24 protein-coding genes and 1 riboswitch are annotated in these 21921 nt (G+C 59.1%); of the genes, 16 read left to right on the top strand and 8 right to left on the bottom strand.

Annotated features, from left to right (window positions below; translation table 11 throughout):
- Positions 1–85: 85 nt before the first annotated feature.
- Positions 86–823, bottom strand: coding sequence for a superoxide dismutase (locus ACZ500_RS12385; protein ID WP_464232784.1), 738 nt, complete (start codon positions 821–823; stop codon positions 86–88).
- Between the two features lie 161 nt (positions 824–984).
- Between ACZ500_RS12385 and ACZ500_RS12380 the strand changes: the two genes are divergently transcribed.
- From ACZ500_RS12380 to ACZ500_RS12355, 6 genes are all read left to right on the top strand, one after another.
- Positions 985–1764 (top strand): MlaE family ABC transporter permease, encoded by a 780-nt coding sequence (locus ACZ500_RS12380; RefSeq protein ID WP_464232783.1) that lies wholly within the window; start codon positions 985–987, stop codon positions 1762–1764.
- 16 nt (positions 1765–1780) lie between these two features.
- Positions 1781–2545: an ABC transporter ATP-binding protein gene (locus tag ACZ500_RS12375; RefSeq protein ID WP_464232782.1), complete on the top strand. Its 765-nt coding sequence runs from the start codon at positions 1781–1783 to the stop codon at positions 2543–2545.
- A gap of 232 nt (positions 2546–2777) precedes the next feature.
- Positions 2778–3218, top strand: a complete 441-nt coding sequence (gene mlaD, locus ACZ500_RS12370) for an outer membrane lipid asymmetry maintenance protein MlaD (protein WP_464232781.1) — start codon at positions 2778–2780, stop codon at positions 3216–3218.
- A gap of 76 nt (positions 3219–3294) precedes the next feature.
- Positions 3295–3885 (top strand): MlaC/ttg2D family ABC transporter substrate-binding protein, encoded by a 591-nt coding sequence (locus ACZ500_RS12365; RefSeq protein ID WP_464232780.1) that lies wholly within the window; start codon positions 3295–3297, stop codon positions 3883–3885.
- A complete protein-coding gene (locus ACZ500_RS12360) occupies positions 3882–4754 on the top strand; it encodes an MlaA family lipoprotein (RefSeq protein ID WP_464232779.1) in 873 nt (290 codons plus the stop codon). Before ACZ500_RS12365 ends, ACZ500_RS12360 begins: the two co-directional genes overlap by 4 nt.
- Positions 4755–4961: 207 nt before the next feature.
- Positions 4962–5438, top strand: a complete 477-nt coding sequence (locus ACZ500_RS12355; protein WP_464232778.1) for a cob(I)yrinic acid a,c-diamide adenosyltransferase — start codon at positions 4962–4964, stop codon at positions 5436–5438.
- On the opposite strand, the gene ACZ500_RS12350 is transcribed toward ACZ500_RS12355, so the two are convergent.
- Positions 5435–7447 (bottom strand): TonB-dependent receptor, encoded by a 2013-nt coding sequence (locus tag ACZ500_RS12350; RefSeq protein WP_464232777.1) that lies wholly within the window; start codon positions 7445–7447, stop codon positions 5435–5437. The genes ACZ500_RS12355 and ACZ500_RS12350 overlap by 4 nt on opposite strands.
- Before the next feature lie 132 nt (positions 7448–7579).
- Positions 7580–7792, bottom strand: a riboswitch (cobalamin riboswitch).
- 431 nt (positions 7793–8223) lie between these two features.
- Here ACZ500_RS12350 and ACZ500_RS12345 point away from each other — a divergent pair.
- The gene (locus tag ACZ500_RS12345; RefSeq protein WP_464232776.1) at positions 8224–8739 is read left to right on the top strand and encodes a Slp family lipoprotein; all 516 of its coding nucleotides are present in this window, start codon (positions 8224–8226) and stop codon (positions 8737–8739) included.
- Between the two features lie 28 nt (positions 8740–8767).
- Here the strand turns inward: ACZ500_RS12345 and ACZ500_RS12340 are convergent, their stop codons facing one another.
- Entirely contained in the window at positions 8768–9046 is a 279-nt protein-coding gene (locus ACZ500_RS12340; protein WP_464232775.1) for a hypothetical protein, read from the bottom strand.
- A gap of 60 nt (positions 9047–9106) precedes the next feature.
- Here ACZ500_RS12340 and ACZ500_RS12335 point away from each other — a divergent pair, with 60 nt between their 5' ends.
- The 5 genes from ACZ500_RS12335 to ACZ500_RS12315 all read left to right on the top strand — a co-directional run bounded on the left by ACZ500_RS12335 (position 9107) and on the right by ACZ500_RS12315 (position 13668).
- Positions 9107–9238, top strand: coding sequence for a hypothetical protein (locus tag ACZ500_RS12335; protein WP_464232774.1), 132 nt, complete (start codon positions 9107–9109; stop codon positions 9236–9238).
- A gap of 70 nt (positions 9239–9308) precedes the next feature.
- The gene (locus ACZ500_RS12330; RefSeq protein ID WP_464232773.1) at positions 9309–9806 is read left to right on the top strand and encodes an archease; all 498 of its coding nucleotides are present in this window, start codon (positions 9309–9311) and stop codon (positions 9804–9806) included.
- Between the two features lie 73 nt (positions 9807–9879).
- Complete coding sequence (locus ACZ500_RS12325; RefSeq protein WP_464232772.1) at positions 9880–11319, top strand: RtcB family protein; 1440 nt, start codon at positions 9880–9882, stop codon at positions 11317–11319.
- 171 nt (positions 11320–11490) lie between these two features.
- A complete protein-coding gene (locus tag ACZ500_RS12320) occupies positions 11491–12648 on the top strand; it encodes an acyl-CoA dehydrogenase family protein (RefSeq protein ID WP_464232771.1) in 1158 nt (385 codons plus the stop codon).
- A gap of 207 nt (positions 12649–12855) precedes the next feature.
- Positions 12856–13668, top strand: a complete 813-nt coding sequence (locus ACZ500_RS12315; protein WP_464232770.1) for an NTP transferase domain-containing protein — start codon at positions 12856–12858, stop codon at positions 13666–13668.
- A gap of 98 nt (positions 13669–13766) precedes the next feature.
- Here the strand turns inward: ACZ500_RS12315 and ACZ500_RS12310 are convergent, their stop codons facing one another.
- The 5 genes from ACZ500_RS12310 to ACZ500_RS12290 form a co-directional block, all read right to left on the bottom strand.
- Positions 13767–14714, bottom strand: a complete 948-nt coding sequence (locus ACZ500_RS12310; protein WP_464232769.1) for a DUF3426 domain-containing protein — start codon at positions 14712–14714, stop codon at positions 13767–13769.
- A gap of 32 nt (positions 14715–14746) precedes the next feature.
- Positions 14747–15262 carry a hypoxanthine phosphoribosyltransferase gene (gene hpt, locus ACZ500_RS12305; protein ID WP_464232768.1) on the bottom strand — a complete coding sequence of 172 codons (516 nt, stop codon included), beginning with the start codon at positions 15260–15262 and terminating at the stop codon, positions 14747–14749.
- A gap of 93 nt (positions 15263–15355) precedes the next feature.
- On the bottom strand, positions 15356–15802 hold the full coding sequence (locus ACZ500_RS12300; protein WP_464232767.1) for a hypothetical protein: 447 nt from the start codon (positions 15800–15802) through the stop codon (positions 15356–15358).
- A 54-nt stretch (positions 15803–15856) separates the two neighbouring features.
- Complete coding sequence (locus tag ACZ500_RS12295; RefSeq protein WP_464232766.1) at positions 15857–16297, bottom strand: PaaI family thioesterase; 441 nt, start codon at positions 16295–16297, stop codon at positions 15857–15859.
- Positions 16298–18706 carry a PAS domain S-box protein gene (locus ACZ500_RS12290; RefSeq protein ID WP_464232765.1) on the bottom strand — a complete coding sequence of 803 codons (2409 nt, stop codon included), beginning with the start codon at positions 18704–18706 and terminating at the stop codon, positions 16298–16300. It lies immediately after the preceding gene.
- 239 nt (positions 18707–18945) lie between these two features.
- On the opposite strand from ACZ500_RS12290, the gene ACZ500_RS12285 reads away from it, so the two are divergent.
- From ACZ500_RS12285 to ACZ500_RS12270, 4 genes are all read left to right on the top strand, one after another.
- The gene (locus tag ACZ500_RS12285; RefSeq protein ID WP_464232764.1) at positions 18946–19587 is read left to right on the top strand and encodes a redox-sensing transcriptional repressor Rex; all 642 of its coding nucleotides are present in this window, start codon (positions 18946–18948) and stop codon (positions 19585–19587) included.
- A gap of 67 nt (positions 19588–19654) precedes the next feature.
- Entirely contained in the window at positions 19655–20728 is a 1074-nt protein-coding gene (locus ACZ500_RS12280) for an OS_HP2 family (seleno)protein (RefSeq protein ID WP_464232763.1), read from the top strand.
- A complete protein-coding gene (gene rnhA / locus ACZ500_RS12275; RefSeq protein ID WP_464232762.1) occupies positions 20728–21183 on the top strand; it encodes a ribonuclease HI in 456 nt (151 codons plus the stop codon). Before ACZ500_RS12280 ends, rnhA begins: the two co-directional genes overlap by 1 nt.
- Positions 21184–21384: 201 nt before the next feature.
- Entirely contained in the window at positions 21385–21918 is a 534-nt protein-coding gene (locus ACZ500_RS12270; RefSeq protein ID WP_464232761.1) for a hypothetical protein, read from the top strand.
- Positions 21919–21921: the final 3 nt, after the last annotated feature.

Genomic DNA, 21921 nt, shown 5'->3' with positions numbered 1-21921 from the left:
CGGGGGTGCGGGTTCTTTTTTGCCGATATGCCCTGTGTCGGGGAAGCGGTCCGGCCCTTTTCCTGGATCACCTTGTACGGGACATTCAGCGATAGCCCTGGACGCCCTTGACCCTTTCGTAGCGCTCCTCGACGACCTTCCAGTTTATGATTTTTATGAAGTTGTCGACGTAGTCACCTCGTTTGTTTTGATATTTCAGATAATAGGCGTGCTCCCACACATCGCATACCAGAAGGGGGTAGACGCCCCATATCGCCAGGTCCTGATGCTTCTCGGCCTGTTGGATGACGAGGTGCCCCATGTAAGGTTCGTAGGCGAGAATCCCCCAACCGCTGGCCTCCACGGCCTTGGTCGCGGCCGCGAATTGGGCGATCATGGCATCGAGGGTGCCGAAGCTTTTTACCACGGCCTGCAGGAATTCGCCGCCGGGCGCACCGCCGTCTTTCGCGAGATTGCCCCAGTAAAGGGCGTGCAGGACGTGCCCGGCGCCGTTGAACGCAAACTCGCGGGACCAGTGCTTGATGAGGCTGTAGTCGCCGGATTTGCGGGCCTCCGCCAGTTTTTCCATGGCAAGGTTGAAGCCGTTCACGTATCCGGCATGATGCTTGTCGTGGTGGATTCTCAGGGTTGGCTCGTCGATATAGGGTTCGAGGGCGTCATAGGCATAGGGAAGCGGGGGCAGCATGCAGGCGCCGCCCTGCGCCGGTTTGGCTTCCTCCGCCGTGCCCGCGAAGGCCTTGCTGTAAATGCCCGGGAGCCCCAAGGCCAGGGTGGCCATTCCGATGCCTTTCATCATTTCGCGCCTGCTCCATAAAAAGTCCATAGATATCCCTCCCTTTGTTCGATGTCCATCGTTCAGGGGCGAATGCCCTGTACCCGCACGGGAAGCCGGAGGCCGGTCCAGGTTGGTCATCCTCCCCCCATGCCCCTTCAACAGCTTAAATTTTTTTGACTTCCAGAGCAAGTTTTGCGAGACTTGCGCCCATGTTCGCAATCCGTGCAATAGGCGCCAGGAGCATCGAATACGTGAGGCGAATGGGGGTCATGCTCCTGTTTCTGCTGGAGACCGTGCTCTTTTGCTTTGTCCCGCCCATCAAGCTGCGCCGCCTCATGAAGCAGATCCGGTTTATCGGATTTCAGTCGATGCTCGTGATCGTGCTGACCGGCGCGTTTTCAGGGATGGTCCTCGGCTTCCAGGGCTATTACAGCCTGAGTCGTTTCGGTTCCGAGGCGTTTCTGGGGCCGATGGTGGGGCTCGCGCTGATCAAGGAGCTCGGACCGGTCATCTCCGCTCTGATGGTCACCGGCCGCGCGGGATCCGCGATCGCGGCGGAGATCGGCATTATGCGCATGACCGAGCAGATCGATGCGCTCGAGTTGATGGGTCTGAACCCATACCGCTACCTGATCGTCCCGAATCTGCTGGCGGCCCTGATCGCGATGCCTCTTTTGACCGCCATATTCGACGTCGTCGGGATCTTCGGTGGATACGCGGTCGGGGGAAACCTGCTCGGGGTGGGTGCCGGGACCTATTTCGGTGAGATGAGCGCCTATGTGGAGGCCTCCGATGTGCTCGAGGGGATTTACAAATCCTTGAGCTTCGGGGTTCTGATCGTCTGGGTCTGTTGTTTTAAAGGGTTTTTTACGGGCGTTTACACCGGCTTCGGCGCGGAGGGTGTCAGCCGCGCTACGACGGAGGCCGTTGTCTTGTCTTCCGTTCTGATCCTGGTGTGGGATTATTTCATGACGGCCTTGTTGTTCTGATGCGTGTATTCAGGGTATGATCCGGATCGAGAATCTGCATAAGTCATTCGATGGCCATGCCGTCCTTAAAGGGGTCGATCTGAAGATCCCCAAGGGCGAGGTCGTGGCCTTGATCGGTGGCAGCGGGTCAGGCAAGAGCGTTTTGATCAAGCACGTGGCGGGTCTGCTCACACCGGATAGCGGGAGGGTCATTGTCGACGGGAAAGACATAGCCGTGCTCAAGGGGAAGGAGAGGGTCGCGCTGAGGTCCCGCCTCGGATTCCTGTTTCAGGGAGGCGCTCTTTTCGATTCGATGACGGTTTATGAAAACGTCGCGTTCCCCCTCAAAGAGAAGCTTCGTCTGAGTGAGAAGCGGATCGAGGTGCGGGTGCTCGAAGAGCTCGAAAACGTCGGACTCTCGGGATCGGAGCATAAGTTCCCCTCCCAGATCAGCGGCGGGATGGCCAAGCGGGCTGCCTTGGCGAGGGCCTTGGTCACGGATCCGGAAATCATGCTCTTCGACGAGCCGACCACGGGGCTCGATCCGGTCACGGGGTTGAACATCATCCGCCTGATCGATGCGTGCCGGAAACGACTCCATTTTACCGGCATTATCGTGACCCATGCGGTTCCAAGGGCGTTCGCGATCGTCGACAAGGTTGTCATGCTCCATGAAGGACGGGTAAAGCTGCAGGGGCGGCCGAAGGATTTCATGGGATCCGTAGATCCGCTGGTGCAGGCCTTTGTCGGTCACAGTCTGGAGGGATCCGAAGATCGGCCCGGCGGGAGCGAAGGCTCCTGATTGGGCAGGGCGAGGAAGGCAAGCCCCTTGTTTTTCCCGGGTCTCGAAAATCAGCCGCTGCGGCCGGATTTTGGATCGGGCGCCCCGGACCCGGACGGCTTCCGAACGGTACGCGGCCGTTTGGCGTAACCATTCCTTTTGAAGTCAGGTGTTTTCGCGAATGTTTCTCTCGAGGGTTGCGGACGGGTCCGCGTTCTCGATCCAGGAAAAGGGTACATCGACAGGATAGGCCATGAAGAAGTTTGATCTCGAGTTCACCGTTGGACTTTTTGTAATAGCGGGGATCATCTGCCTCGCGTATTTGTCGGTTCGATTGGCCAAGATGGAGATTGTGGGGGGATCGGGCTATGAAGTCGTGGCCTGTTTCACCAATACCGGGGGGCTCAAGACCGGCGCCTCCGTGACCATCGGCGGGGTGGAGGTGGGGCGCGTGAAATCTATTGCACTGGAGGACTATTTGGCCCGTGTCGTCATGCACTTGCCGAAAGGGTTGGCCATACAGGATGACGCCATCGTTTCCATCAAGACCAAAGGGTTGATCGGCGAAAAATTCATCGAGATTTCCCCCGGTGCGTCCGAGACGCTCGTCGAACCGGGCGGGCGCATTCGGGATACCCAACCCGCCATCGATTTCGAAGAGATGATTTCCAATTTCGTTTTCGGCAAGGTTTAGCCGCCCGGCGTATGCGAACGGGAGAGGCCTTGCCCTGAATGGGGAGTGTTCGCGAATGGGTCACGGCAGGAGTGGAATGAAGATATCCGCATTGATGGTTTTGCTGCTTTTCTCCTTTCCTGCAGCGGCGCCGGCCGGGCAGGCGACCGAGGAGATCAGGGCGACGACGGACGAGATCATCCGTATAGTCACCGACCCCCAGTTGAAAAATCCTGATCGGGCTGAAGAGCGGGCTCGCCGGATCCGGGCGGCGGTCGACGAACGCTTTGACTGGGACGAGATCTCCCGCCGGACGGTCGGGCGGTACTGGGCGAGGGCGACCGAGGATCAGCGCGCAAAGTTTACCGAACTTTTCGCCAAACTGCTGGAGAGGACCTATCTCGACAAGGTCGAAAACTATTCCGGGGAGGAGGTCTCCTACGGCGACGAGATGATCGACGGCAGATACGGGCTGGTGAAGGTGACGATCCGCAGCCCGCGCGGTTCGGATATCCCGGTCGATTATCGCCTTATCCGCAAGGATGACCACTGGTTCGTCTATGACATCTCCATCCAGGGTGTGAGCCTGGTCAACAATTACCGGATCCAGTTCAACAGTATCCTTGCCAGATCTTCGTTCGAAGATCTGCTGAATCAGTTGGGAAAAAAGGTGGAGGAGCCTTCGTGAATGGATTGTTCAGCGATGGATTGAGGAAGAGGGCATCGGGAGCGGCGCTTACTTCCCGGGCGGTGCGCTGTGCCGGGGTGTTTGTCGTTCTGTTCCTTTTGCTTTTCCGGCCGGGCGGGGCGTTTTCAGAGGAGGCTGCACCGCTCTCCATCGATCAGGGGCGCTCCCGGCTTTCTATGGGGACGGGTGACGGGGCGCCGATCTCCGAGGAAGAGGACCTGCCTCCCTGGGAGAAGCGGGAGGGCGAAGCGTTTCAGCCCGATCCTATCCCGGACCCGCTGGAGCCCTTCAACCGCGCCATGTTCCATGTCAACGACAAGCTCTACTTCTGGGTCTTCAAGCCTTTGGCGACGGTGTATGATCATGCACTGCCCAAGGAACTGCGCACCAGCTTCGACAACTTCTTCAGGAATCTCGAGATGCCGATACGGGCCGTGAACTGTCTTCTCCAGGGGAGGTTCAAGGACTTCGGTAATGAAATCGGACGCTTCCTCATCAACAGCACCATCGGCGTCGCCGGGTTCGGTGATGCGGCAAAGATCGTCTTCGACCTTCAACCGGGGGATGAAGACTTTGGCCAGACGCTTGGGCGCGCCGGCATGAAGCCGCTGCTTTTCATCAACTGGCCGCTGTTTGGGCCTTCGAGCGTTCGGGACAGCTTGGGGAGGGTCGGAGACGGGTTTTTGAATCCGACCAACTACATCCTTTCCGACTGGCCTGAAAGGGCAGGTGTCTCCGGGTATGACCGGGTAAACGAAACCTCCCTCGCACTGGGTGAGTATGAGGATTTCAAGCGGGCCGCTCTTGATCCATACATCGCGATGCGGGATGCCTACAACCAGTACCGGGAGCAGAAGGTTCGGGAGTAGCGGGCCGGGCAAGAGCGTCCTGCGCGCCTCGGGACCCCGCTGCCCGGGCGGTCTTTATGTGTGAAAGGGAGGCGCCCGAAAAGGGCTTTTGTGGGGAAACAACGCTTCTGCAAAGAAAGGTAAAAAGCCATTTACTACGAACGTAAACCGGAAGGGCCTTTCGCCGAGGATCGGTTCGGTTACATCCATATCTACTATGGCGAAGGGGTGGGGAAAACCACCCGCGCCATCGGTCTGACGACGCGGGCGGCCGGCGAAGGCCTAAACGTAGCCTTCATCCAGTTCATGAAATCCGGCGATTCGGGCGAGGTCAAGATCTTCCGCCAGATCCCGAACATCGCGTACTACTGCCCCGGGAAGCACCCGTTCATCCTGGCCAAGGGGCCGGAGCCCGTGCACTTCCGGCATGCCGAGCTCTCGCTCGAGCACGCCAGGCGCACCACTGAGGACTCATTCCAGATCCTTGTCTGCGACGAGATCCTCAACACCTTGATCTTCGACCTCCTGCCGAAGGAGGCTATCATGGACCTGATTATGCGCTGCCGGGGCCGGGTCGATCTCGTTCTGACCGGGCGGCACGCACCCCCTGACATCATCGATGCCGCTGATTACGTGACGGAGATGATCCAGGTCAAGCATCCGTACTACAAAGGGGTGCGTGCGCGCAAAGGGATCGAATATTAAAAGGCCCACTCCACACCGAAGATGTAATTCCGGTCCGGCGCCGGATAGTAGTTGGGCGCGGTCGGGAACCCGCCTATGACGACGTATTCCGAGTAATCCTGATTCGTCAGATTGTTGACGCCTACGAAGGCCTTGATGTTTTTCCAGGCATACGCAAGCCGGGCATTGACGGTGTAATAGCTGCCCTGCTTGGAAAAGGCGTTGGCCTGGTCGCTGATGGCGTAGCTGTCCCCGACGTAGTTGTAGTCGGCCGAGAAGACCATTCCGGTTATGAAATCGTGCAGGCGGAAACCCAGGTTCGCGCGGTGGCGCGGTACGCCGGGGATGTCGCGCCCCTCATAGGGGTCCTTCTCGAAGGTGGCCTTTTCATAGGTGTAGTTCCCGTAGAGCATCAGATGCTTTACGATGCGCGCCTTCGCACCGAGTTCAAGTCCCCGGTGCAGGGTCTCGGGGTGATTTTCGTTGGTGTAGGTGTCCTTGTTGTAGAAGATCTCGTCTTTGATCTTCGCCTGGAAGAGCGTGAGGTTGGCCTCGATGTCCGGGGTGATGAAATGACGGACGCCCGTTTCGAGGTGGTCCCCTCGCTGCGGGTGGAGGTCCGGATTGATCTGGATGCTGCCTGAGTTGAAGTCGTAGACCACCAGTTCGTCCGTCAGCGGAAAGCGGAAACTCCGGTTCGCGCGCACGAAGACCGAGGATTCCTCCTGATACAGATAGGTGAGTCCGGCGCTGTAGGCGTTTTCATGAGCGTCGACCGTGTCGTCGAGCGGCGCCAGAAAACCGCTCAGGTCTTCCTGCCTCATGTCGTATTCGACCGCTTCACGGCGCGCCCCCAGGGACAGAATCAGGTTGTCGAGGACGGACAGGTCGTTGTTGAGGTAAAACCCGTAGCTGTCCCGGGAGACGTTCGATCGGTTTGACGGGGAGAGCGGAGCCCCGTAGAAGGTGTCGAGATCCATCTCGGCCCAGTAGAAGTCCGCCCCCGCGATCAGCGTGTTCGGGCGGGCGAAGAGGGGCTTTTCGAAAACGTAGCGCGGTGTAAAGGACCACGTGTCGATCTGCCGCTGGGCCGAGAAGCTGTAGCTGACGAATTCTTCGTCGGTGTCTCGGTAGCGGTAGCCGAGATCGGCGGCGAGGTAGCCCAGTGCACCGAAATCGATCCGGGTGTCCAGCTTCAGGTACTGGTCCGTGTTCTCGGCGCCGTCATCCGGGGCGTTCGCCTGACGGCGGTCGGCGGCATAGGCCGCTTCGGTCAACGGTCCCGGCAGACCATAGTCGTCCGAGTGGTGGGCCCCGCTCAGATTGAAACTCAGCGTGTCCGTGGGGTCATAGGCCACTTTCGCCCCGACGTCCCGGGTGCGGAGGTAGCCGTTTTCACGATAGCCGTTCATCGAGTCGTAGCTGGCGGAAAGAAAGGCCGCCACCTGATCGGTTCCGCCGCTTGCCCGGGCCCAGCCTTTCGCCCGTCCATAACTCCCGCCGGTGCCGGCCACGGCGGCGCTGAAGCCCTTGTCCGGCGTTCTGGTGATGATGTTGATGACCCCGCCGGACGCGTTGTCCCCATAGAGGACGCTTCCGGCACCGCGGACAATCTCGATCCGCTCGATCTGGTCCAGGGGGATCTGCGTCCAGTCGACCCCGCTCAGATCGATCTCGTTCACGCGCCGCCCGTCCACCAGCACCAGGGTGTTGTAGGGGCCCGTTTCGCCGAATCCCCGCAGATCGACCTGGGCGACTTTCCCGTTGCCGTACAGATCCCGTACCACAACCGCCGCTTCGGAGCGGAGCAGTTCCGCCACGTTGTTGGCATTGGCGTTTTCGATCGCCTCTTCGTCGATGACGGTCACATGGGCCGGGATCTCCTGAACGGCCTGCTCGGTGCGCGTTCCGGTGACGACCACGGTCTCCATCCGGACCGCATCCTCGGAGGCGGCCGGCGCGTTCCTGCCGATCGTTGCCAGTGCCACTACGGCGATGCTGCAGCAAAATGTCTTGATCCAGGGTTTCATGATGTTCTCCTTCCGCTGTAGATTTAGAAAACGAGTCGGCGTCCGGAGAAAAAAATCCCCGAACCGCTTTGCGATCCGGGGATGACCCTTTTTTATCCACGGGATCCGGGATGTGACCCTGTACCACGAGGGTGTTGTATCCCTGTTCAGGCAGGTCTTCTGACTCCTCCGCCCTTTCGGCTGCCTTCCCATCCTTTGGCTTTGGACAGTGGCGTTTCGTGGTCGAAAGGTTTCCTTTCCCTGCCGACACAGAAAAAGGAGCGGAGTCACAGCGGCGGGTCCGTCCCCGTTTTTAAGGGAGTTCCCTTTTGAGCCCTTGCGGGCACCTGAACGTACCAATCTTCCTGGTTTCCATCCGGAAAGGGTCTTCCTGGCCAATCTCCGCGTCAAGCGGCGTGCCTGCCCGTATGGCGACCACCAGGTCGCCTCCGCGCAAGCACTTGATTTCTCTCATATGGGACAAACCGGGACCCACCCCGAAGGGGTGGAGCTGAGCCGGCGCGCCCGGCGGAGGAAAATCCTCATTTCCGGATCGAAAACGTGTCCGTACTCGATGAACATTATCGGACAGCCACTTCCTATCAAAAGAATGCATGGAGGTCAAGCAAAGAGACGGGATGGAAAGGGGGGCGCTGCCGGATGATGCCGGTCGAACAATGTGCGGGGATACGGGAAGGATTGAAAATCCGGAGGATAAAACGTATCATTCAAAAGGTAGTGAGCCGTCGATCCGAGGCTTTGGTTGTTGAAAGGTTCCACCCTCTGGAGGCATTGCCATGAAAAGAAAGACAGGAATACCGGTTGTTTTGGCTGCCGGGCTTTTTCTGCTCGGGGCGTGTTCACCGATTTCGCCGCAACTGCGGAACACGGCGGAAGCCGACGTGCCTTTCAGCACCCTGGTGTCCGAGTTGGAGTCCTACAAGGGCAAAACCGTTCTTCTGGGGGGAAAGGTTTTGGCTCTTCGGCAGGAATCCGATCGGACCCTGATAACGGTGCAGCAGTGCCCCCTGAACCATGAGGGCCGGCCCCACTGCAAAATGGACTCAGCCGGCATTTTTCTGGTTTCCTCCAAAGGGAGACCCATCGGGCATTCGAATCCTCCCGATGAGGAGATAACGGTTGTCGGGAGAATCATCGGGCTTGAAAAGGATGAAGGCAGCTACTGCGGTTCAGGCTGCCTCATGATCGAGGCTCTGGAAGTCCACGTCTGGCCGATGATGCCGCCGCCGGACCTCAAACTGTGGCCGCGCTATCCTTTCGACCGCGGCGCCAGGTCCTGGGAGGGCTTTTAGCGGCAGGATGCAGCTGTTTTCGCCTCGCTCACTTCTTGAAGAGCGCCTCAAGGGCCCGGCGCGCTTCCGTGACCGGGTTGACGGATTCCCGGGTCGAGCCGCGGGGGAGAAAATACTCGCAGAAATTGGCGCGCTCTTTGTCCACGACCCGTTCGGCTGAGACCTCGCGGCAATCGTTGTAGGCGTGCGTGTCATAGAACTTGCACTGCTTGCAGCAGTGCAGATCCCGCCCGCATTTGGGGCAGGAGTCGGTACGCAGTATCTTGTCGTGGGTTTTGATCGTGGTTTTGCAGAAGGAACAGCGCATCTTTCAACCTCCATCGACACCGTTGCGGTGTCTTGTTCAATAGTAAATCTCTACCCGGAAATGGTCTTTTTTGCCGATCTCGGCGTCGATCTGCACGTTTGCTTGTGCGGCGACCCACAGGTCGCCTCCGCGCAAGCGCTTGAGTTCCTTGATATTGGCAAACCGGGACCCGCCGCGAAGCGGTGGGACTGAGCACGCGAAGCGTGTGAAGAAAAAATCCTCATTTCCGGATTGGAAACTGGGTTGTGCCGGATGATTCCGGATGGACTCTAGTCACCTCGGGTTTTTCGGTGATTCGATCCAAACTTCACGGGGCAACGTCATGCAGACGATCGCTTACGGACGTTCGGAGATCCTGGTCCTCGATCACACGGCCGATTTCGGCATCGTCGTACGGAGTCCGGATCTTGCAGTCCTCTTCGAGGACGCGGCCGGGTACATGATGCAGATGATGGTCGTCCCCTTGGAAGAAGGGGTTGGCCGGGATTTCCTGATCGAAGTCAAGGCCGCGGACCTCGAAGACCTGATGGTCCGATGGCTTGGGGAAATCCTCTATAATCTCGAGGGCGAAGGGCAGATCGTGACTTCGGTTCGCATCGAGGCGATCTCGCCCGGTTTTCTTTCAGCCGTTGTAAAGCGAACTCCTTTCGATCCGAAGATTCACGAGATCCTGTGTGAGATCAAGGCGGTAACCTATCACCAGATCGAGGTTCACGAACAGGGAGACCACTGGGAATCACGCATCATTTTTGACCTGTAGGAACGGGATCCAGGTGGATGCCTCGGCCGGAGACCGTTCTGCGATGGCCGCCGCAAGAAGGGAAGGTGCCCCTATGGATATCAAACTCGAAAAGGTTGACGACTGCCGATGGCGGATTCCCAGAACCGGGTCCATGCGCGTCGACGGGCTGATTTTTTCGAACGACGAGCTGATCAAGCAGGTTCGAGGAGACCAGAGTCTCCAGCAGGTCGCCAATGTCGCCACGTTGCCCGGGATTGTGGGTCACTCGCTCGCCATGCCGGATATCCACTGGGGATACGGTTTTCCCATCGGCGGGGTTGCGGCCTTCGATCTCACGGCCGGCGTCGTTTCACCGGGCGGCGTCGGGTATGATATCAACTGCGGCTGCCGCCTCATGACTACGGCCCTTGCGGCCGAGGATGTTCGTCCCTGCATCAGAGACCTGGTCCTCGCCCTCTTCAGAAACGTCCCGACCGGCGTCGGATCGACGGGAGCGGTCGTACTCACGAAGGCCGAGGAGGCCCGGGTTGCGGTGGAAGGGGCGGCCTGGGCTGTCAGGCATGGCTTCGGAATGGTGGATGATCTGGAAAGAACGGAGGACCGCGGCACCATGGCCGGGGCGGATCCTTCCCTCCTGAGCGAACGCGCCCTCAAGCGGGGCATGGACCAGCTCGGGACCCTCGGTTCAGGCAACCATTTTCTAGAAGTTCAGTTTGTCGATACGATTTACGATTCAAAAACCGCAACGGCCTTCGGTCTGTACGAAGGTCAGGTGACCGTTTTCCTCCATACCGGGTCAAGAGGATTCGGCCATCAGATCTGCGACGATTTTCTGAAAATGATGAGCCAGAAATCCGACCTGCTGCCCTTTGACCTGCCGGACCGGCAGCTCGCCTGTGCACCCCTTCAGTCTGATCCGGCGCGTCGCTACCTGGCCGCAATGGCCTGTGCAGCGAATTACGCCTGGGCCAACCGTCAGATCCTGATGCATCTGACCCGGGAGACGTTTATGAAGGTTCTCGGGATTTCCCCCCGTGACCTTCGGATGCAGCTTCTCTTCGATGTGGCGCACAACATCGCCAAGCAGGAGACGCACCGTTTCGGCGGGCGGACCATGGAACTCTGTGTGCACCGTAAGGGTGCCACGCGCGCCCTGCCCGCCGGGCATCTGCTCCTTCCCGAAATCTACCGCCCTGTCGGCCAACCTGTTCTGATCCCAGGAGACATGGGGACCCACTCATACGTACTGGTCGGCGCGGAAGGCGCTATGGCGGAGACCTTCGGTTCGACTTGCCACGGTGCCGGCCGCGTGTTGAGCCGTTCTCAGGCCCTCAAACGGGCCAAAGGCAGGTCGATCAGCCGGGAAATGGACGACAAGGGAATCGTTGTGCACTCCAAGGGTAAAAAAACACTGGCGGAAGAGATGCCGGAGGCGTACAAGGACGCATCTCAAGTGGTGGAGGTGGTCCATGCTGCCGGGCTTGCCCGGAAAGTCGCTCGACTGACCCCCCTGGGGGTCATCAAGGGATAGGCTTTCCTTCGCTCATATGGAGCATTTCGCTGAACGCTTTTAAATTTAACAACTCGGTGCGCGCCGGTCAACTGAAAAGTGTTCAAAAACGGGCTTGTATCGCCGAAAGACATCCTGTATAAGGAGTGAGTGAATGCCCATTCATTATCTTCATCCTCAAGGAGGCAGGTGATGCAATACGACCTTACCGAAGAACAGTTGATGTTGAAGGAGACGGTGGCCCGAATCGCCAGGGAGCAGGTCGCGCCCGGGGCTGAGAGGCGCGACGAGGAGGCGCAATTCCCTTGGGACATGGTGGAGGTCCTCAAGGAAAACGCACTTTTCGGCGCGGATTTTCCCGAGGCCTACGGGGGGTCCGAGATGGGCCTTCTCGCCCTCTGTGTCATGATCGAGGAACTCGCCAAGGCGTGCGCATCCACCGCCGTGATTCTTCTCGTCCACGAACTCGGGACCATGCCCATCTTCCTTGCGGGCAACTCCGAGCAGAAGGCCCGCTATCTGCCGAGCTTGGCCGCCGGGGATGCGCTTATCGCCTTCGGCCTGACCGAGCCGAACGCCGGGTCGGATGTCTCCGGCCTGCGTACACGGGCGGTCAGGGACGGCGACGGCTACCTTCTGAATGGCAGCAAGACCTTCATCTCCCATGCGGACGTGGCCGAGGTGGTCTGCGTGGCGGCCAGGACCGATGCGACGGTGCCCGGCCACAAGGGGACGGGGGTGTTCATCGTCGAGAAGGGGACCCCGGGGCTCAGCATCGGCAAACGCGAGAAGAAGATGGGGCTGCGCGCCTCGTCCACGGTGGAGGTGGTCCTGGAGGATGTCCGGGTGCCGGCGGCCAGCCTGCTGGCCGAAGAAAACTCGGGATTTCATATCATCATGAAGACGCTCGATATCACGCGCATACCCGTGGCGGCCCAGGCGGTGGGGATTGCGCAGGGGGCGCTCGACTATGCCATTCAGTACACCAAGGAGCGCCAGCAGTTCGGGAAACCGCTCTTCTCCTTCCAGGGCCTTCAGTGGATGATGGCGGATATGGCGACCCGGGTGGAGGCCTCCCGGCAGCTGACCTACAAGGCCGCTGCCCTTTTCGAGGCGGTGCCCAAGAACCTCGACAGGGTGTCGCGCGAATTGATGCGGCATTCCGCCATGGCGAAGGTGTTCGCAGCGGACACCGCCATGCAGGTGACGACGGACGCGGTGCAGCTCCTCGGCGGGTATGGTTATGTGAAGGAATACCCGGTGGAGCGGATGATGCGGGATGCCAAGATCACGCAGATCTACGAAGGCACGAGCCAGATCCAGAAGGTCGTGATTTCCTCTACGCTCTGATGGGACACGGCGGGGGATTCCCCATTGATCGGATCGGAGCCGCTTCTGCAGCCTGACCGGATCACCGCTCAAGCCGGCCGGCAGCCTCTCTCGATGCAGGAAAAGTGAGGAGTGGTCCGGCAAAAAACAGGCGATCGGTGGTGAAGCCATGGTGCAGATCGGGAGGACGCCTTTCCCCGGCTGTGTCGAGGTCTGAAAGGAAGTCTAATGAAGCCATTGATAACGGCGTCTCTGGTGATGGCCGCGGGCCGCGGCAGCCGTATGGAAGGCTACGGCGGCAATAAGGCGCTCCTGCCCCTCCTGCCTGAAGGGGGGCTCTTTGCGGGCCGTCACCCGCTGATCCTGGAGATCCTGAAAAATCTCCCGGCCGGGCCGCAGGCTATCGTAGTCCACCATAGAGAGGACGAAGTCAGGGAGGCGACTCGACATGTCGGCATCACTTACTGCCGCCAGCCCGAGTTGAACGGGACCGGCGGGGCGCTCCTTGCAGCGGCTTCTTTCATCGAAAGGACGCCTTTCGATGCCCTTTTGATCACGATGGGGGATGTGCCCCTGGTCGACCGATCGACCTACAAGGCATTGGTCGAGGGCCTGGCACGCCATCCCTTCATGGTGCTTGGCTTCACGCCGCAGGAAAAACGCCGCTACGGTCTGGTGGAGACGGAAGACGACCGGGTGGCGCGTATTACGGAATGGGCCTACTGGAAGGATTATCCCCCCGAGAAGCGGGATCGTCTGACGATTTGCAACGCCGGGATCTACGCGGTCAGCAGGGAGATCCTGCTCAGGTTTATGCCGGTGCTGGCAACGAGGCCTCACCGGGTGGAAAAGGTAGTGAACGGCGGGCTGAAAATCATCGAGGAGTATTTTATCACGGATCTGGTCGATTACCTCAACGCGGGAGGGTTTACAGCGGGTTGCTTCGTGGTTCCTGACGAGGCGGAGGTGATGGGGGTCGACGACCCGGAGAGTTTACGCCGTGCGCAGGCGCTCTATGCAAGGCGGTGCCGCAGGGATTGAGCGATTCTCCGGCCGGATTGCAGGTAAATATATGCCAAAGGCCTTGCTGGGATGGGCTTTGCCGGTGGAGATCGGCGATTCCCGGCTGAACCTTCGTCCTACATGCCGGGGGATGATCCCACCGCATCGACGGTGAATTCGCGCAGTTTGCCGGGCAATTGGCCGAAGACGATCGTAAAGGGGATGGAGGCCCCGGGTTCGATATTGAAATTGTTGCGTCCCACCCCATAGCGGTTCTGCATGCCCGCGGCGATTTCCTCCATAGTCATCGTCTTCAGTTCCTCGTCCCGGAAGGGGTTGCCCGCATAGGCCTCGCGCGTCTGAGCGGCTTTTCCGTGTTCATCGAGCAGGTTCCCCCGCAGGAGGATAAAACTTCGCTTGCCGGGGTATTGGTTGATGACCGTCCCGTTGATGACGAAAAGGGGCCCGGCCTTTTCGGAGGTGATGAACCGGCCGCTGATATCGGCCAGGCGAAGCTGTTTTGCACCGGGGTCCTCCGGCTTAGTCTCCGTCATTTCCACGAACGGGAGGGTAAAAGGGATGTACTCGGGCGCAAGGAGCCAAACCCCCGCCCCGGCCGCGAGCAGCAGAAGTGAAAAAATCAGCAGAACCATCCAGATACGGCTTCGCCGCCGGGGTGGGATGCTGTCTTCAAACGCGTTGAGCCCGCTGTCTCGGCCTTCCGACGCTTCGGCGTCCCCTTTGTAGTCCGGACGTTCGTCTTCGGCTGAATCCTCCGGCCCGATGCCATCGCTGCGATACGCGCTTTCGATCAGCGCGTCGTAGTCGATTTCGGCGTCGCTTTTCGAGATATCGGGGCTTTTCCCTTCTCTGAACGGCGCAAAGGGCTCGTCCTCGTCGGTTGTCGGCTCGTCGAACAGTGTATCCAGATCCGGGGAGGCCTCTGAGGATGCCTGGCTGCTGCCAGTGGGGAAGGCCCTGAAGATGTTTCTGCAGATGGAGCACCGCACCTTCGTGCCATCGGGATCAAGCAGTGCCTCATCGAGGCGGAATCGGCTCTTGCACCGGTCGCACTGGATAATCATGGACGTCCTCCCTTTTTATCCCGCTGCAGGATTCAAGGCTCCAGAGTGAATATCTCCGGCAATTGGCGGTATTGCTCGGCGAAATCCAGACCATAGCCTACGAGAAATCCTTCCTGTACCCTGAAACCGTAATAGTCGATCGGGACCTCCCGGGTGCGCCGTTCGAGTTTGTCGACCAGCACACAGACCTTGAGTTCCTTCGGGTTCTGATGCCTAAGGGTTTCGATCAGCAGCGAGATCGTCTGTCCCGTATCGATGATGTCTTCGACGAGGAGGACCCTGCGCCCCTCGATCGGGATCTCCGGCTCTTTGGTCAACCGGATGCAGCCGCTGCTGTTCATGGACATGCCATAACTCGCAGCGCGGACGAAATCGATTTCGCACGGCAGGTTCAGCGCGCGCACCAGGTCGGCGAAGAAAAACACGGACCCGTTCAAGACCCCGATCAGAAGGGGCTTGTCCCGGCCGTAATCCTTGGCGATCTCGAGGGCCAGCTCTGCCACCCGTTGAGCGATGGTGTTCCTGGAGATAAAGAGGGTCTTTTTCACGTATTTCTCCTGTATGGTTTGACCGGAGGTCGATGGTGATTCGAATCCGCCCGGGATCGGAGCGCTCCCCGGGTCGATAGGGATGGTGCCCTCTCAGAATCCTGTCAACGGCTCGCGTGATGTGCTTTCAGCTACCCCGAGCGCCTTTTCCATCGCATCGAGGAGGTTGTCCAGGTCTTCCAGATGTTGTTTCGTGACGACGGCCCGCTCTGCGGTCAGATCCCGCAGGATCGTTTCGGTTCGTTCGATCTGCTGGAGAAATGGGGGGCCGCTCCGCGGCTCCGAATCCTCTTCGATCCCACTGGTGAGAAAGGGTGCGGTTTGGGCTTCGAATGCCTCGCAGAGGGCGAACCAACGGTCAGCCAGTCGTGCCAGCGGCTTTTCCTGTTTGAAGGCACCCTTCCTGGCCTGATCGATCTGGAGCCACGAGATGAGCCCGACCAGTTCATCCATGCGCTCAGCGCATGCCTGGAAGGTTTGCCTCCGCCTGATCGACCTGATTGCGGCGCGGCCCCCGGCGTCTGTCCGGCTTGATTCCATCGCAGCATCCTCCCGAGATCATCCAAGAATAGGGTTATTCAGAGTGGTTGTCGCTCAGGCATCCCCGCTGGGAAGGAAGGGCAGACGGTCCTTTTTGCGATACGCGAGCGCTTGACACGAGGCGATGAGGCGGTCCTTTTCGTCCCGTACACGGATGTCGTAGGTGCCGGTCTTGGCCGAGCGATGGATTTCGCGGGATTCCGCCGTGAGGGTTGCCCCCGTTTCCGGGGGGCTGTGGTAGACCACGCTGACGGAAAGGGCCACGGCGACGGTCCCGTGGCTGTTGCAGGAAATCTGAAAGGCCTCGTCCATCAGGGAGAAGATCGCGCCACCGTGTATCATGCCCAAAATGTTTTCATAAACTGTATCGAACGTCATTTCGACCTTGGCGTATCCTTCGTCGACAGCAAGGAGGCGAAGGCCGAGTTTGTTTGCGTAACCCTCTTCCTCAACCCGGGTGAACATGGCAGAGCGAATCGATTCATTCAAGGCCATTCAGGATACTCCTTTCTGTTGCGGTTGGGGTGCGTCGCTTCGGGGGGCATCGGGCAGATCCGGCGGCCCCTCTTCGACGGGTGCGTTGTTCTGCCCGGAGGCGGGGAAAAAGACGCGGAAGGTGGTGCCGCCCGAGGAAAGGCAGTCCTCCGGCCCACGGCAGAACTTGCAAGCCTCGATGTCTCCGGGGCAGACATCCGTGTTGAGCGGAATGAAGCGGCACCGGGTCGAGGTCATATCGATCCGGAAATGATAGCGCTCGGAGAAGATCTTCATCCTCAGGAGGTCGGCCCCTTTGCCCCCGGCATTGAATTCATAGGGGTGTTTGGAGGAGTAGGCCATTGTTTCCTGGGTCGAGAAGAATCCTTCGAAGATCCTCCTCTGATTGTCTTCCGTAATCCCGACGCCGAAATCCTGAACGGTGAACTCGGTTCCCCTGCCCCTCTGGCGCAGGTGCAGATCGATGCGCCCGTGGTCGGGGGTGTTTTCAACGGCGTTCTTGACGAGGCCTGTCACCACCTTTTCGAGGACATCCATCGGGATCTCGACAGGGGGCGCCGGTGTAAAATCCCGCCGAATATCCAGGCGGCGGTGCGAAAGGTGTGGTTCGATCTTGTCAAGGATACGGGGGATGGCCTCATGGAGCAGGATATGCTCAACCGGACGTTCCTCCGGGACGAAGAGCTGCTCGATCCGCTTTCGGATGGCCTCCACCAGCGGGCCCTCGCCCTCTCTTTCCGCTGCAAGGGCCTCCAGCAGGTCGGTGCAGGATTCGAGGAGGATGGTCGCCACCTGGTGGATCTGGTAATCGGAGTCCCGGATGATGTCATCCAGCTGATACTGCATCTCGAGAATACGGTTGAGGTTCCGCTCCGCCCGGTCCATCGTGGGTTGCCAGCTCTCGGGCGGAATCTGCGCCAGGCGCTTGCCGAGGATCGTGAGGGAGGCCGCCAGGACTGAGAGCGGGGTGCGCAGCTCGTGCGAGAGGTGGTTGATGACCTTGTCCTTGGCGCGGTTGAGGGCGGTGACCTCCTTGTAGGCGGCTTTGAGTTCTTCGGCGAAGCGGGCGTTTTCGATGGAGAGGGCAACGGTGCCGGCGATCATGTTCAGGAGTTCGATGTCCGTCTGGTCGAAGTCTCCGCTTTTTTTGTTGATCGCGCAAAGGACGCCGATGATCCGGTCCTTCTCCCGCAGGGGGACATCCAGGAGGCTACGGGTGTTGAACCCCGCCTGACGGTCGACCATGGTATAGAACTTCGGGTCGCTGTAGGCGTCCAGCACGATGATCGGCTGCCCCGTGCGGAGGACTTCCGCCGATACGCCCTTGTCGGCCGGGTAGCGGATCTCCTTGATCTTCCGCTCGGTGTCGGAATCGTCATGCGCCCCGGACTTGAAGAAAAGTTCGTTCTTTTCGCGGTCGAGGAGGATCACCAGCGCGCCTTCGGAGTCGACCAGGTTCTTGATCTCGTTGCTGACGTAGTCGAGCAGGTCCTCCAATTCGTTGTACTGTGGCAGGGCCATGCTGATGCGGAGGAGGGCCTCGGTGTTTCTGGCCAGCCGCTTTTCGTGGGTGATGTCCCGCAGGATCACCAGCTCCATGTAGGTGCCGTCCGCTTCGTCGGTGAGGACCGTGTCGCGAATGACGACATCCAGGATGTGTCCCTTCTTCGTCAACCGCTTGGTTTCGTGGCGTTTCAGCCCCTTTTCCTGGAAAAGCCTCCGCATGCTTTCGGCGGTGTCCGCGCCTGGACCGTGGAGGTAGAAGGGGATTTCCTTGCCCTTTAGCTCATCGAGGGTCCAGCCGAAGACCTCGGTGAAGGAGGGGTTCAGATAACCGACGAGGCCTTCGCGGTTGAAGACCACGATGGGGTAAGGGGCGAACTCGAGGAGGGTCCGGTAGCGCCGCTCGGACTTTTTCAGGGCCTCGCGGGCGCGGTATCTTTCGCTGATGTCGCGAACGATCCCCCGAAAACCGGATTTTTCTCCGGCCTGGTTGATCACGAGGTTGGCGGACAACTCGACGATGCGGGCGGAGCCGTCTTTTCGACGGATTTCCCAGACCATGTCGTTGATGCCCTCGCCGGTGCGATAGATTTTGTTAAAGGTTTCGAACCCCTTGCGGGCGTATGCCTCGTCCATGAAGATGGAAAAACTTCTATACTGGATCTCTTCGGGCGGGTAGCCGAAGATCCTGGCAAGCGAGTTGTTGAAATAGGTGAAGTGCCCCAGAACGTCGATTTCGTAAACCCCTTCTCCGATGTTTTCGACGAAGGCCTGGTATCGCTCGTTGGACAGGGGCTCGGGAGAGAGTGGGGCACCCGTGCGCTGTAAAGCCTCCTCAGGGCTGGAAAGGCTTTTCTGTCGAGAACTTCCGGGGTCGGAGGGCTTTTCGGGGGTTTTTTTTCGCATAGATCGTTCAGGTTTCTCAGTGCAGAGAAGAAAATTGAAAAACAGCCAGCCAAAAAATTCTACACAAAAAGCCTCTCCTTTGTCATTACAATTCGTATCGTTTCCCGACGGTGAGCCGGGGCTTGACGGGCCGAGAGGCTTGACTTGGGTGGGCTCTCAGCATACACTCATAAATGGTTCGGCAAGCCGGGAAGGCTCCTGCTGCGGGCCGAAGGTCAGAGAATTCAGGAGATAACCCATTGCGGAAACAGGTCAAGATACCCAAGGCCACCATCACACGGCTTTCCCTCTACTATCGACAGCTGGAGCTCCTGGAATTCGACGGCTACAGGATGGTCTCGTCGGACAAACTGGCGTGGTTGTGCCAGGTGAATCCCGCCCAGGTCAGGAAGGATCTTGGATATTTCGGTGAATTCGGAGTGAGGGGTGTCGGCTACGACGTTATCGATCTGCAGATCCATATCAAGAAGATCCTGGCCGTCAACCGGGACTGGAAGATAGCCGTGGCCGGTGTCGGCAACCTCGGTTCGGCGCTTCTCCAGCAGGAAAGTCTTGCAGCGAGAGGTTTTGTCTGTGCGGCGGCCTTTGACAGCGATCCGGAAAAGATCGGCCGCTTCACGCCAAGCGGCATCCAGATCCAGGATATCAAAGACCTCGAGAAGACTGTCAAGGAGCAGCAGATCGAGATCGGCGTGATTTCGACCCCGGCCTCGGCGGCCCAATTGGTGGCGGACCTTTTTCTGGAGGCGGAGGTGCACGCGCTTCTGAATTTCTCCCCGACGCGCATTGTGGTGCCCGAGTGTTGTCTCGTCGAAAACATCGATTTTACGGTCAAGCTCGATGTGCTCACCTATAAACTTCATCATACCCTCGTACGGTGAGGGGATGAGGAGGGATGGGGCCGCGGAGGCTGACTTCATTCGTTTATGTGACAAGGAGGTTTGGTTTATGCGCAGGGTTTGGACGATCTTTTTGTTTCTGCTTTTTTTGGGCGCCGGTGGCGCCTCCGTCTTTTCCGAGGATGTCAAACACCCGAAGGCGGTGGTTCCGGAACAGGCATTCGACTTCAAGAGCGTAGACGAGGGCTCGGTCATCGAGCATGCCTTCGTGATCCGGAACGAAGGAGAGGCGCCCCTGAACGTTCTGGATGTGAGGACCGGTTGAGGCTGCTCGGTGGCCACCTACGACAAGGCCGTTCCCCCGGGCGGGGAAGGAAAAGTGGTTCTCAAGATCAACACCAGGGGATATCAGGGCGCCATCAGCAAGACGGCCCGCGTGAAGACCGATGATCCTGCAAATGCAGAGATCGCACTGACCATGAAGGCCGAGGTAAAGGTGCCCATTTATCTATCCAGCACCTTCGTATATCTGATGGCCAATAAAGACGAAACGGTGTCTCGAGAGGTGGAGATCCGGGCCGAAATGGACAAATCCCTCACGCTCGAACCCGTCGTTTTCGATCTCGATAAGATCGTTCAGTACAAGATGGAGGAAATCGAGAAAGGCCGGAAATTCAAGCTGACCTTCACTACGACCCCTGAGACCCCGGGGACCTTTCAGGGTGTCCTGAAACTGAAGACGAATTACCCGGAAAGGCCGGAAATCGCCCTCCGCATCAGGGGTCGTGTCGCCGGAAGGCAGGAATCCCTGGCGGCGCCTCCTGTGAGGATGTCCAAACGCTTCGTCCTGCTCCAGGGCGATGAGGGCACTCAGCTCACGGACAGCATCGATCTCGAGGCCGGGCTCGACAAACCGCTTACCTTGACCCCGGCGACCTTCAACCTTGAAGGCAAAGTAGCCTACCGCATCGAGGAGTTGGAGAAGAACAGGAAGTACAGGGTGCATTTTACCGCTACCCCCCAATCGCCGGATCGGTTCGGCGGTTTTCTCCTGCTGAAAACGAACTATACTGAAATGCCGCAAGTGATTCTGCAGATCAGGGGGATGGTGAGGTCCAAGACGGGAGAGCCTTACCCGGATAGGCCTGGAAGATCCCAGAACCGCTCACCGGGCGAACCCTGATGTCTGAAGCGGAGGAAGTTGTAGAAATCTTCACGGATGGGGCATGCCGGGGCAACCCCGGCCCCGGGGGATACGGCGCCTTGCTCAGATTCAGGGGGGTGACCCGGGAGATCTCCGGATGCGAGAAGATGACGACCAACAATCGGATGGAGATGATGGCCGTCATCGAGGCTCTCCGGACCCTCAAACGCCCCTGCCGGGTGCGGGTGGTGACGGACTCGAATTACGTCAAGCAGGGTATGACAGAGTGGCTGCCAGGATGGATACGCAGAAACTGGGTCAACAGCCTGAAACAGCCGGTCAAGAACCGGGATCTTTGGGAGGAACTGCTGGCCTTGAGCCGTCAGCACCGTATAGAATGGAACTGGGTGAGAGGGCATTGCGGCCATCCCGAGAACGAGCGGTGCGATGCCCTGGCCAGATCGGCGATCGAAGAGTGCCTGGGTAAAATTTAGTTTCCAATCCGGAAATGGGTCTTTGGGCCGATCTCTGTTTCAAACGATGCGTTTGCTTGTACATTGACCAGTAGGTCCCTCCGCGTAACCGTCTGATTTCGTTTAGATTGGCTAAAAACCCTCGTTTTTGGATTGGAAACCGGGTCGTGCTGGATCATCATTTCCGGATGGACACTGTTTCCCGCTGGATGGATGAAAACGATGAAGTGCCCCAAATGCCGTTGTATCGTTCAGGATTACAGCGCCGAGTGCCCCAAATGCCATCGGGATCTTTCGAGCGTGCGGGCTTCCCTCGGACTGTACGCTTTCCGCCCTGACCCGCCGATGCTTCTCGATGCTTTACCCGGGCTGGGTCAGATGGATCGCGGCAGGTTCGCTTTTTCCCGGGAAGAGTCCCCTGATGCTGCTGAAGCGGATCTCTCCTGGCTGAACGTCATCCCGGAGCAGCAGAGCGAAGTTGAGGTGGGAGGGGAGGAATTTGAGACTGGTAATCCGGGATCCGACGCCGCCCCGCCGGTTATAGAAGCCCCTGCCTGGGATTTTGGCCCGGTCGGCAGGGAGAAGGATAAGGCGGAGATGCTGGCCGGCCTGGAGCGCTACGGCGCCGAGGAACCCCTCCTCGAAGCTGAAGTGGACCTCCTCCCGCTCGATATGGCCGATGACCTCGGAGAATGGAGCCCGGACGAAGATGCGGGCCGGAAGACCGGCCCGGACGGAAAAAGCCGGCTGAAGTAGACC

The sequence above is a fragment of the Desulfatiglans parachlorophenolica genome (genome assembly GCF_055394735.1).
The sequence above is the reverse complement of the archived record's forward strand: the minus strand, read 5'-3'. Positions and strand labels throughout refer to the sequence as shown.

Excerpts from the sequence above, each read along its gene's own strand:
- ACZ500_RS12340 (WP_464232775.1), bottom strand. The coding sequence starts at position 9,046 with ATGCGCTGTTCCTTCTGCAAAACCACGATCAAAACCCACGACAAGATA.
- rnhA (WP_464232762.1), top strand. The coding sequence starts at position 20,728 with ATGTCTGAAGCGGAGGAAGTTGTAGAAATCTTCACGGATGGGGCATGC.
- ACZ500_RS12270 (WP_464232761.1), top strand. The coding sequence starts at position 21,385 with ATGAAGTGCCCCAAATGCCGTTGTATCGTTCAGGATTACAGCGCCGAG.
- ACZ500_RS12300 (WP_464232767.1), bottom strand. The coding sequence starts at position 15,802 with ATGGAATCAAGCCGGACAGACGCCGGGGGCCGCGCCGCAATCAGGTCG.
- ACZ500_RS12375 (WP_464232782.1), top strand. The coding sequence starts at position 1,781 with ATGATCCGGATCGAGAATCTGCATAAGTCATTCGATGGCCATGCCGTC.
- ACZ500_RS12290 (WP_464232765.1), bottom strand. The coding sequence starts at position 18,706 with ATGCGAAAAAAAACCCCCGAAAAGCCCTCCGACCCCGGAAGTTCTCGA.
- ACZ500_RS12325 (WP_464232772.1), top strand. The coding sequence starts at position 9,880 with ATGGATATCAAACTCGAAAAGGTTGACGACTGCCGATGGCGGATTCCC.
- ACZ500_RS12320 (WP_464232771.1), top strand. The coding sequence starts at position 11,491 with ATGCAATACGACCTTACCGAAGAACAGTTGATGTTGAAGGAGACGGTG.
- ACZ500_RS12335 (WP_464232774.1), top strand. The coding sequence starts at position 9,107 with ATGGTCTTTTTTGCCGATCTCGGCGTCGATCTGCACGTTTGCTTGTGC.
- ACZ500_RS12365 (WP_464232780.1), top strand. The coding sequence starts at position 3,295 with ATGAAGATATCCGCATTGATGGTTTTGCTGCTTTTCTCCTTTCCTGCA.
- mlaD (WP_464232781.1), top strand. The coding sequence starts at position 2,778 with ATGAAGAAGTTTGATCTCGAGTTCACCGTTGGACTTTTTGTAATAGCG.
- ACZ500_RS12330 (WP_464232773.1), top strand. The coding sequence starts at position 9,309 with ATGGACTCTAGTCACCTCGGGTTTTTCGGTGATTCGATCCAAACTTCA.
- ACZ500_RS12295 (WP_464232766.1), bottom strand. The coding sequence starts at position 16,297 with ATGGCCTTGAATGAATCGATTCGCTCTGCCATGTTCACCCGGGTTGAG.
- ACZ500_RS12315 (WP_464232770.1), top strand. The coding sequence starts at position 12,856 with ATGAAGCCATTGATAACGGCGTCTCTGGTGATGGCCGCGGGCCGCGGC.
- ACZ500_RS12345 (WP_464232776.1), top strand. The coding sequence starts at position 8,224 with ATGAAAAGAAAGACAGGAATACCGGTTGTTTTGGCTGCCGGGCTTTTT.
- ACZ500_RS12385 (WP_464232784.1), bottom strand. The coding sequence starts at position 823 with ATGGACTTTTTATGGAGCAGGCGCGAAATGATGAAAGGCATCGGAATG.
- ACZ500_RS12350 (WP_464232777.1), bottom strand. The coding sequence starts at position 7,447 with ATGAAACCCTGGATCAAGACATTTTGCTGCAGCATCGCCGTAGTGGCA.
- ACZ500_RS12310 (WP_464232769.1), bottom strand. The coding sequence starts at position 14,714 with ATGATTATCCAGTGCGACCGGTGCAAGAGCCGATTCCGCCTCGATGAG.
- ACZ500_RS12380 (WP_464232783.1), top strand. The coding sequence starts at position 985 with ATGTTCGCAATCCGTGCAATAGGCGCCAGGAGCATCGAATACGTGAGG.